The organism is Ruminococcus sp. OM04-4AA, assembly GCF_003462585.1.
GTDB lineage: Bacteria > Bacillota > Clostridia > Lachnospirales > Lachnospiraceae > Mediterraneibacter > Mediterraneibacter faecis.
Map to the genome: position 1 here is coordinate 1 of NZ_QTZH01000072.1, position 11,005 is coordinate 11,005.

An 11,005-nucleotide genomic window follows, 5' to 3' on the forward strand; every position below is an offset into this window, starting at 1 on the left:
AAAAATCTAATAAAAAGTTTGATTATTACGACAAAATATGCTATGTTTAAAATAACATCGTTGTGCGAAAGTTACAAACAGAAAGAGAATAGGAAAGAAAAGTATGGTAATAATATATTGATACGTGCTGCGAACAGCGTAATCCTTAGATATTAATGTGCAGTAACAACATGCAACGAAGAAATCTTATTGTTCAAAATCACATAAGAACAATAAAAAGGGGAGACAAGAAAGGTGGTGTAGATACTATGGTGGATGAGACAATCCGGTCAATTAAAGAAGCAGAACAGCAGGCAGAAGAGATTCTTGTAAAAGCGCAGGAACAAAAAGAACAGATTCTGAAAGATGCATCTCTTCAAGCAAAGCAGATTCATGAAGAACTTATAGAAGAGGCAAAAAGAACTGCCGGTGGACTGGATGAGAAAGCCAGAGAAGAGGCGAAAAATCAGGAAGATAAAGAAGCAGAGAAGCTCAAAGATGTGATCGAAGAGCTGAAGGTTTCTGCAAGAGAGAAAAAGGATGCAGCAGTGCAGCTAGTTCTTTCTGAATTGATCTGATCCATGTGGTCGTAACAAAAAAGGAGGGATAAGATTATGGCGGTACTTAAGATGCAGAAAATCAGCATCTGTGCCCTGAAGAAAGATCGAAAAGCAATCCTGGAACAGTTACAGCATCTTGGAGTTCTTGAAGTTGACAGGGACAAAGAAGAGGATGCATTCTTCCAAAAGATGGACACAACCGGACAGCGGATGAAATTTGAAAAAGCGGCAACGGCAGCAGATCAGGCACTGGGGATTCTGGATGCTTACGCTCCGGAGAAAAAGTCATTACTTTCTTCGCTGGAAGGAAAAGAACTGATCGATCGCGAGTTGGAAGAAAAGGTTCAGATATCTGGACCGGAATTGATCAAGACAGCCCGCGGAATTTATGATCTTGATCGTGAGTATGCTGAGCTTAGAGCAGGCATAGCAAAGATTGAGAATCAGATTGAAAGTCTGATGCCGTGGATGGCATTAGATGTTCCGCTTCAGGAAGGGAAGACAAAAAGGACTGCTTTGATTCTGGGAACAATGCCGGGAGAGCTTACTCTTGAGAACATTTATTCCATTCTACTTGAGAAGACTCCGGAAGTGATGGAGAAAACAGGGGTCGATGTACATTTAGTTTCAGCAGAATCTAATATGATTTGCATTGCAGTCATCTGTTTGAAAGAACAACTCCAGACAGTGGAAGAAGCACTTCGAAGTGCAGGATTTGCAAGACCGTCTCAAAACTGGAGCAAGACACCAAAAGAGCAGAAGGAAGTACTGGAAACAGAGATAGCAGCGTCAAGAGAGCGGATGATGCAGTGCGAGGCAGAACTTAAGAGCCTGGCTTCCAAAAGAAAAGAACTTCAGGCCGTAGCAGATTATTACAGAGTCCGAGCAGATAAGTATGCAGTTCTCGGAGATCTTCTTCAGTCAAAGCGTACATTTGTGATAAGTGGATATATACCGGCATGTGAGTCAGGTCAGGTAGAGAAATCTTTGACAGAGAAATATAACTGTATGGTAGATATTGAAGACATTGAAGAAGGTGAAGAAGCACCGGTTATTTTAAAGAATAACCCATTCTCTACAAACATGGAAGGCATTGTAGAATCTTACGGATTACCGCATGCCGGAGAGATCGATCCGACAACGATCATGTCATTCTTCTATGTATTTTTCTTCGGAATGATGTTGTCAGATGCAGCGTATGGAGCAGTTGTTGCAATTGTGTGTGCGATTCTTGTGAAGAAATATCCAAGAATGTCACAGAGCATGGCAAAATCTTTGAAACTGTTCTTCTACTGTGGAGTATCTACACTTGTATGGGGCGTTCTGTTTGGAGGATATTTTGGAAATATCGTAGACATTGTTTCAGAAAAATTCTTCGGACATACGGTAACAGTTCCGGCACTTTGGTTTGTTCCATTGAATGATCCAATGAAACTTCTGGTTTATTCTTTGTTGTTTGGAACAATTCATTTGTTCGTAGGACTTGGAATTAAAGGTTATCTGTGTTTAAAAGATGGTAAGGTTGTAGATTTTATCTGTGACGTTGTACTTTGGTTTGTAATGCTGATCGGGTTGATCCTGATGCTGCTTCCAAGTGACATTTTCGCATCAATCGCACAGACTACGATCGTGTTCCCGGCAGCTTTGAACACTGCTGCAAAAGTGATGGCTGCGGGTGGAGCAATCGGTATTGTGCTGATGTCAGGAAGAGCAAACAAGAATCCGGCGCTTCGGCTTGCGCTTGGAGCGTATGATTTGTATAACGTGACAGGATGGCTCAGTGACGCATTGTCCTATTCAAGACTTCTTGCACTTGGACTTGCAACAGGAGTTATCGCATCCGTTATTAATCAGATGGGAGCGATGCTTCCAAACAATGTGATCGGTGTGATTCTTTTCATTGTGATCTTCATTGTGGGACACGTATTGAACCTGGCGATCAATCTGCTGGGAGCTTATGTACACACAAACCGTTTACAGTTTGTGGAATTCTTCGGAAAATTTTATGAAGGCGGCGGAAAAGCATTCGAGCCTTTTAAAGAAAATACGAAATATGTTGATGTTAAGGAGGAAACAACATTATGAATATAGCAGGTGAACTTGGAGTTGTATATGGATTATTAGGCGCAGCAATCGCAGTATTATTCGCAGGTGCAGGATCTGCGTTAGGTGTAGGTATCGCAGGACAGGCAGCATCAGGTGTTGTAACAGAAGACCCGAGCAAATTCGCTAAAGTACTTATCATGCAGCTGCTCCCAGGTACACAGGGACTGTATGGACTGCTTGTTGGATTTATTACACTTTCTAAAATTGGTATTCTCGGCGGAGGCGGAGTAGAAGTTAGCGTTCAGTCAGGACTTATGATTCTTGCAGCTTGTCTCCCAATCGGTATTGTTGGATTGATTTCAGGTATCGCACAGGGTAAGACAGCAGCGGCTTCTATCGGAATCGTAGCAAAGAAGCCAGAGCAGTTTGGTAAAGCAATGCTGTTCCCGGCAATGGTTGAGACATATGCGATCCTGGCTCTTCTGATTTCCTTCCTCGCAGTAAGTGGTATCCAGCTGTAAGAAATAAATAAAAAGGAGAGCGTGGAGATGAGTGGACTTGACAAAATGAAAGCGCAGATAATCGCAGAGGCGCAGGACAATGCAAAAGAGATACTCGCACAGGCACACGCACAGGCGGATTCTATAATTGGGGAAGCACACGCACAGGCAGAGAAAGATGCACGGAAGATTGTCGCACAGGCAGAAGCCAGAGCAGAAGATTCTGTGAAACGCCTGGTCTCTTCATCAGATATGAGAAAGCGCAAGGCAGTACTTGAGGCGAAACAGGAAGTGATCAGTGAAGTTCTTGAAGATGCTTACAAAGCAGTCGGAGAGCTTGATGATGCAGCTTATTTTGCAATGCTTGAAAAGGTTCTTGAGAAGTATGTACTTCCGGAAGAAGGAACCATCTGCTTTACAGAGAAAGACAGAAAACGTATGCCTCAAGGGTATATGGAAAAAGTATATGAAACAGCGAAGAAGAAAGGCGGAAGCCTGGAACTTACAGAGACAGTGCCGGACGGAATGGATGGGGGATTTATCCTGACCTATGGCGGCATCGAAGAAAATTGTACGATCAAAGCGTTGTTTGATGCAAAAAGAGAAGAGTTATCAGATAAAGTGAACCGGCAGCTGTTTACAGCAGTGTAGCCGCAAGGAGGGATAATCTTGAGTAAGACAAAATATACCTATGCGGTTGCCAGAATCCGTGCACTGGAAGTCTCTCTTTTAACGAATGCAGTGATCGAACAGCTTCTTGCGTGCAAGAGTGCAGAACAGGCTCTACAGCTTCTGGTTGAAAAGGGCTGGGGAGATCTGACAGCAGGAACGTTGGATGCAGATGAAGTTCTGAATAAGGAAGAAGAGAAGATGTGGCAGACAATCCGTGAGGTGGCACCGGATATGCATGTATTCGATGTTCTGTCACTTCCAAAACTTTATCACAATCTGAAAGCAGCAATCAAAGAAGTGTGTACGGAAGTGGAGAATAAAAACATTTTTTACGATGACTGTGAGATTCCTGGAGAAGAGATGTTTGCACTTGTCCAGAACAAAGAATTTGATAAGCTGCCGGGTAATATGCCAGCAACAGCAAGAGAAGCATTTGACACTCTGCTTCACACAAGAGACGGACAGCTGTGCGATCTTATTATTGATCGCGCAACACTGGAAGCTATGCTGGAAGCAGGGAAAAAATCAGGTGAGAAGATCATTGAAGAGTATGCACAGACAGCAGTTGCAATCGCTGATATTAAGATTGCAGTAAGATCTCAGAAGACAGGAAAAAATGCAGAATTTATGAAGAAAGCAATGGTAAATTGTTCCGAGATCAATGTGGATCAGCTGACACAGGCAGCATTGGCCGGTGCGGAGGAGATCGCACAGTATCTGGAAGAAACATCTTATCGTGAAGGTGCCGATGCACTGCGTATATCACCGTCTGCATTTGAACGCTGGTGTGATAATAAAATGACAGATTCTATGAGGTCACAGAAATATGAATCATTTTCCGTTGGACCGCTTCTAGCGTATCTGTTAGCCAGACAAAATGAGATCAAGACAGTACGGATTATACTGACCGGAAAGCAGAATGAATTTCCGGATGAAGCAATCCGGGAAAGGATAAGGGAGATGTATGTATAAGATTGCAGTAATGGGCGATTATGACAGTATCTATGGATTTGCCACCCTCGGTCTTAGCATCTGCCCTGTGAAGGACCGGGATGAGGCGAAGACAAAGCTTCGCCAGCTTGCAGAAGGAAATTACGGCATTATCTATATTACAGAGGCTGTGGCTGCACAGATTCCGTCAGAAATCAACAAGTACGGTGAGCAGACATTTCCGGCGATTATTCAGATCCCGGGTGTGTCGGGGAATACAGGAGCCGGAGTTGAAGGCGTGAAGAAGACAGTTGAGCAGGCCGTCGGATCAGATATTCTGTTTGGAGGAGTAAGCGAATGAGCACAGGAGTGATTAAAAAAGTCGCAGGACCTCTTGTTATCGCAGAGGGAATGCGTGATGCGAATATGTTTGACGTTGTCCGCGTATCGGAACAGCGTCTGATCGGAGAGATCATTGAGATGCACGGTGACGAGGCATCCATCCAGGTATATGAAGAGACATCAGGTCTCGGACCTGGAGAACCGGTTGAATCTATGGATGTTCCAATGTCTGTAGAATTAGGACCTGGTCTGATCGCAAGTATTTATGACGGAATCCAGAGACCACTGGATGATATTATGAAGATTTCCGGAAATAACCTGAAAAGAGGAGTTGAAGTTCCGTCTCTTAAGAGAAATCTGAAATGGGAGTTTGTTCCTACTGTAAAGGTTGGAGATGAAGTAGAGACAGGAGATGTGATCGGTACAGTTCAGGAAACAGTTCTTGTACAGCAGAAGATCATGGTTCCTTACGGAATTAAAGGAACAATCAAGGAAATCAAAGAAGGAACATTTACAGTAGAAGATATTGTAGCAGTTGTTGAAACAGAAAAAGGCGAAAAAGAATTAACTATGATGCAGAAGTGGCCGGTTCGTCGCGGTCGTCCGTATAAGAAGAAACTTCCACCGGAGATGCCACTTGTAACAGGACAGCGTGTTATCGACACATTCTTCCCAATCGCCAAGGGCGGTGTTGCGGCCGTTCCGGGACCTTTCGGAAGTGGAAAGACAGTAATCCAGCATCAGCTTGCAAAATGGGCTGAGGCAGATATTGTTGTCTACATCGGATGTGGAGAGCGTGGAAATGAGATGACAGACGTTCTGAACGAGTTCCCTGAACTGAAGGATCCGAAGACAGGACAGCCTTTGATGCAGAGAACTGTTCTGATCGCAAATACATCGGATATGCCGGTTGCAGCTCGTGAGGCATCCATTTACACAGGAATTACAATAGCAGAGTATTTCCGTGATATGGGATATTCTGTAGCACTTATGGCAGACTCAACATCCCGTTGGGCTGAGGCACTTCGTGAGATGTCAGGACGTCTGGAAGAGATGCCTGGTGAAGAAGGATATCCGGCTTATCTTGGAAGTCGTCTGGCTCAGTTTTATGAGCGTGCCGGACATGTAGTTTCTCTTGGAAAAGAAGGAAGAGAAGGAGCACTTTCCGTTATCGGAGCAGTATCTCCTCCGGGTGGTGATACATCTGAGCCGGTATCTCAGGCTACACTTCGTATCGTCAAAGTGTTCTGGGGACTGGATGCTTCCCTGGCATACAAGAGACATTTCCCGGCAATCAACTGGTTGAAGAGTTACTCCCTGTATCTGGATGATATGGAAAAATGGTTTAACGGACAGGTTGCCGAAGACTGGATGGAAGGCCGTCAGAAGATGATGACACTGCTTCAGGAAGAAGCAGAACTGGAAGAGATCGTTAAGATGGTAGGTATGGACGCACTTTCACCGTCCGACCGTCTGAAGATGGAAGCTGCAAGATCGATTCGTGAGGACTTCCTGCATCAGAACTCTTTCCATGAAGTAGATACGTATACGTCATTGAAGAAACAGCACATGATGATGGTTCTCGTTAACGAATTCTTTGACAGAGCAACCGATGCATTAAAAGATGGTGCATCACTTCAGAAGCTGATCTCAATGCCGGTCAGAGAGCAGATCGGACGTTTTAAATATGTGACAGAAGATAAGCTTGACGAAGAATTTAAGCAGGTTGATGAGACATTAAGCGCTCAGATCGCAGCAGCATTTGTAAAGGAGGAAGGTTAAATGCCAAAAGAATATAGAACCATTCAGGAAGTGGCCGGACCTCTGATGCTGGTGCATGGAGTAGAAGGCGTGACATATGATGAGCTTGGAGAGATAGAGATGGCGAGCGGAGAGACTAGAAGATGTAAAGTTCTGGAAGTGAATGGAAGCGATGTCCTTGTACAGCTGTTTGAAAGTTCAACAGGTATTAACCTCTCCAACAGCAAAGTCCGATTTCTTGGACGAAGCATGGAACTTGGCGTATCAGAAGATATGCTTGGACGTGTCTTTGATGGACTTGGTAATCCGATTGATGAGGGTCCGCAGATCCTTCCGGATGCCAGAATGGATATCAATGGTCTTCCGATGAATCCGGCGGCTAGATGTTATCCGGAGGAGTTTATCCAGACAGGAGTATCTGCAATTGATGGATTGAATACACTGGTTCGTGGACAGAAGCTTCCAATCTTCTCAGCATCTGGTCTGCCGCATGCACAGTTGGCAGCACAGATTGCCCGTCAGGCAAAGGTACTTGGAACAAATGAAAACTTTGCGGTTGTATTTGCTGCTATGGGTATTACTTTCGAGGAGTCTAACTTCTTTATCGAAAGCTTCCGCGAGACAGGAGCACTCGACAGAACAGTATTGTTTGTAAACCTTGCGAATGACCCGGCAATCGAGCGTATCGCAACACCACGTATGGCGCTGACAGCAGCGGAGTATCTTGCATTTGAAAAGGATATGCATGTCCTTGTTATTCTGACAGATATCACAAACTACGCAGATGCATTGCGTGAGGTATCCGCAGCCAGAAAGGAAGTTCCTGGACGTCGTGGATATCCGGGATATCTGTACACAGACCTTGCAACACTGTATGAAAGAGCAGGACGTCAGAATGGCAAGAAGGGAAGTATCACAATGATCCCAATCCTGACAATGCCTGAGGATGACAAGACTCATCCAATCCCTGACCTGACAGGATATATCACGGAAGGACAGATCATCTTAAGCCGTGAGCTTTACAGAAAAGGAGTAACACCTCCAATTTTCACTTTATCATTCTGCATTACTTTTGGCAATTCATTCCATTTTTTCATATATACTATCCTTATAAGTATCCGTAACTTTCACTCAAAACTATAGACATTCTTTAAATGATTTAATAATATACTCCACATCTTCATCTGATAACTTCGTGTGAAGTGGAAGTGTAATTTCATTTTCAAACATTGCATAAGCGTTCGGGTAATCTTTAATATCAAAGCCAAGATTCTTATACGCTGTCAGAAGCGGCAGTGGTTTATAATGTACATTCGTCGCAATTCCCTTTTCTGCCATCTTCTCAATAATCTTGTTGCACTCTTCTCTTGTCTTTCCATTCACACGAACAAGATATAAATGACCGCTTGACTGACTATTCTCTGTATAATGCTCAAGAACTGTAACATCTTCATCCTTCAAAGCTTCGTTGTATTTCTCAATGATTTCTCTTCTTCTCTCAAGGAGTGCCGGATATCTTCTCAACTGCGCAAGTCCGAGTGATGCCATGATATCAGTCATATTACATTTAAAATAAGGTGCTACAATGTCGTATTCCCAAGCTCCAAGCTGAGTCTTTGCCAAAGCATCCTTAGACTGACCATGAAGTGAAAGAAGCATAAACTGCTTGTATAACTCTTCGTTATCTACACCATCAATATCTCTCCAAGTCGCTGCACCACCTTCAGCTGTTGTAAGGTTCTTCACTGCATGGAAAGAAAAGCTTGTGAAGTCAGCAATACTTCCGCACATCTTGCCATTCTGCTTTGCACCCATTGCATGTGCAGCATCTGAAAGAATTGCAATACGTCCCATCTTCTTCTGAATCTCTGTTTTTGGCTGAAAAAGATGTTTCTTTTCTTCTGCAATCTCAAATACTCTTGTATAATCACAGATTCGTCCACCCAAATCTACCATAATGATTGCTTTTGTCTTTTCCGTAACAGCTGCTTCTACCTGATCCATATTCATCTGATAAGAATCTTTGTCTACATCGACCATGACAATTTTCGCACCGACATGAGCAATCACACTTGCAGTTGCAGTATATGTATATGCGGTTGTGATCACTTCATCGCCTTCTCCAATTCCAAGCACACGAAGAATTAATTCTGCTGCAGCTGTCGCAGAATTCAGACAAGCCACCTTGCTTGTTCCCATGTATTCTGCCAATTCATTCTCAAATCGCTTTGTCTTCGGTCCAGTTGTGATCCAGCCACTTTTCAGCGCATCTACAACTTCTGCTATTTCCTCTTCTGTTATATCCGGTGGTGAAAATGCTATATGTCTGTTTTCCATTGTATTAATCCTCCATTACAGGTTTTTCATGACTGATTTTTCCAAGTTCACGTAATTCCTTATTCACTTCTTCATCTCGTTTTAAGTCTTCCTGTCTGATATGATAAGTTGGAACGATTTCAGATACGATCTGCTTTACACTCAAGCTTTCATTCATTGCTGCCTCTTCCAGTTCGCGTAATCCACTCAGGAAATGCACTTCATCAAACTCAAGTGGTTTTCCAATATAGATCAGATTATTCTCAGTCTTCTGAATTCCTTCCTCTTTTACCAGAAGTTCCTCATACAATTTTTCTCCTGGACGCAATCCTGTATATTTAATATCCATATCCACACCAAGTGTATATCCTGAAAGACGGATCAAGTTTTTCGCAAGATCTGCAATCTTTACGGGCTCTCCCATATCTAATACGAAAATTTCTCCTCCCTTAGCAAATGCACCTGCTTCGAGTACAAGCGATACTGCCTCCGGAATTGTCATAAAATAACGAATGATGTCAGGATGTGTAACTGTAAGTGGACCACCTGCAGCCATCTGGCGCTTAAACAATGGAATAACACTTCCGTTACTTCCAAGAACATTTCCAAAACGTACTGCTACATATTCTGTCTTGGAATATCTATTGAATGTCTGAATGATCATCTCACACATTCTCTTAGATGCACCCATGATATTGGTTGGATTTACTGCCTTATCTGTTGAAATAAGGACAAATCTCTTTACTCCAAACTTATCTGCAGCTCTCGCTGTCTTATAAGTTCCAAATACATTGTTCTTAATTGCCTCGTTCGGACTATCCTCCATCAGCGGAACATGTTTATGTGCAGCCGCATGATAAATCACGTCCGGTCTGTATGTTTCTATAACGGATTCAATACGGCTTGTGTTTCTTACAGATCCAATCAACACGGTCAAATTCAACTCTGGATGGTTTAATTTCAACTCCTGCTGAATATCATACGCATTATTTTCATAAATATCAAAAATGATCAATCTTGATGGTTTATATTTTGCTATCTGACGGCAAAGTTCACTACCGATAGAACCGCCACCACCAGTTACCATGATGCATCTACCTTCAATAAATCCGCGCACACTTTCCAGATCTACTTTAATCGGATCTCTCCCAAGTAAATCTTCGATAGAAACATCTCTTAGTTTTGAAACACTCACATCCTCTGTGATCAACTGGTACATACCCGGAAGGATTTTCAGCTTACAAGTTGTCTGATTACAGATGCGAAGGATGTCTCTTGTTACTTTCGGAGATGCAGAAGGGATTGCAAGAATAATCTCATCAACTTCATATTTCTTTGCTACATCTAAAATGCACTCTCTGCCACCAAGAATACGAACACCGTGAATCAGTTTTCCTTTCTTGTGTGGATTATCATCAATAACGCCTACTACCTTACTGTTCAAATGTGCACTGTACTTCAGTTCCTGAATGATCATACTTCCGGCTTCACCAGCTCCGATCACTAATGTATGATATACGTGACCTTGAGGTTTTCTTAGTCCACTTTTCAATACCCAATAAATTCTATATGAAAATCTTGTTAAAACTGTAGTACTGAGTAGCAAAAAAAAGTAAAATACATGAAAGCTTCTCGGAACAGGAAGAACTAAAAGTTGCATTCCAAACCCTTGGCATACTGTTGACAAGAAGCAAGCAACGCCTATCATCGTCAATTCTCTTAATCCTGCAAAAGACCAAACACTATTATACAAATTTAAAATCATAAATATTACAAGTGTTGAAATTATTCCAATAGGCAAATAGGATTTCATACTATGAATATATTCTTTTGGAATCCACGAATAATGTAATTCATATCGAAGTATTAATGACAAATATGAATGAATAATAATTGTTA

At 42.6% G+C, this 11,005-nt stretch carries 9 protein-coding genes and 1 pseudogene; 8 read left to right on the forward strand and 2 right to left on the reverse strand.

Annotation, left to right across the window (positions count from 1 at the left end; all coding sequences use genetic code 11):
• Positions 1–248 precede the first annotated feature (248 nt).
• From DXB52_RS13965 to DXB52_RS14000, 8 genes and pseudogenes are all read left to right on the forward strand, one after another.
• Entirely contained in the window at positions 249–557 is a 309-nt protein-coding gene (locus DXB52_RS13965) for a hypothetical protein (protein WP_117568364.1), read from the forward strand.
• A 36-nt stretch (positions 558–593) separates the two neighbouring features.
• Entirely contained in the window at positions 594–2,624 is a 2,031-nt protein-coding gene (locus DXB52_RS13970) for a V-type ATP synthase subunit I (protein ID WP_118107842.1), read from the forward strand.
• The gene (locus DXB52_RS13975; protein WP_015527973.1) at positions 2,621–3,106 is read left to right on the forward strand and encodes a V-type ATP synthase subunit K; all 486 of its coding nucleotides are present in this window, start codon (positions 2,621–2,623) and stop codon (positions 3,104–3,106) included. The genes DXB52_RS13970 and DXB52_RS13975 overlap by 4 nt, the downstream gene beginning before the upstream one ends.
• Before the next feature lie 27 nt (positions 3,107–3,133).
• Positions 3,134–3,736 (forward strand): V-type ATP synthase subunit E, encoded by a 603-nt coding sequence (locus tag DXB52_RS13980; protein ID WP_118107844.1) that lies wholly within the window; start codon positions 3,134–3,136, stop codon positions 3,734–3,736.
• A gap of 18 nt (positions 3,737–3,754) precedes the next feature.
• Entirely contained in the window at positions 3,755–4,729 is a 975-nt protein-coding gene (locus DXB52_RS13985) for a V0D/AC39 family V-type ATPase subunit (protein ID WP_118107846.1), read from the forward strand.
• Positions 4,722–5,048, forward strand: a complete 327-nt coding sequence (locus DXB52_RS13990) for a V-type ATP synthase subunit F (RefSeq protein ID WP_015527971.1) — start codon at positions 4,722–4,724, stop codon at positions 5,046–5,048. The genes DXB52_RS13985 and DXB52_RS13990 overlap by 8 nt, the downstream gene beginning before the upstream one ends.
• Positions 5,045–6,811: a V-type ATP synthase subunit A gene (locus tag DXB52_RS13995; protein ID WP_015527970.1), complete on the forward strand. Its 1,767-nt coding sequence runs from the start codon at positions 5,045–5,047 to the stop codon at positions 6,809–6,811. The genes DXB52_RS13990 and DXB52_RS13995 overlap by 4 nt, the downstream gene beginning before the upstream one ends.
• Positions 6,812–7,846, forward strand: a pseudogene (locus DXB52_RS14000) (V-type ATP synthase subunit B); the annotation flags it as partial.
• 81 nt (positions 7,847–7,927) lie between these two features.
• On the opposite strand, the gene DXB52_RS14005 reads toward DXB52_RS14000, so the two are convergent.
• Entirely contained in the window at positions 7,928–9,127 is a 1,200-nt protein-coding gene (locus DXB52_RS14005) for a DegT/DnrJ/EryC1/StrS family aminotransferase (protein WP_118107848.1), read from the reverse strand.
• Positions 9,128–9,131: 4 nt separating this feature from the next.
• Positions 9,132–10,919: a polysaccharide biosynthesis protein gene (locus DXB52_RS14010; protein ID WP_118107850.1), complete on the reverse strand. Its 1,788-nt coding sequence runs from the start codon at positions 10,917–10,919 to the stop codon at positions 9,132–9,134.
• Positions 10,920–11,005 lie beyond the last annotated feature (86 nt).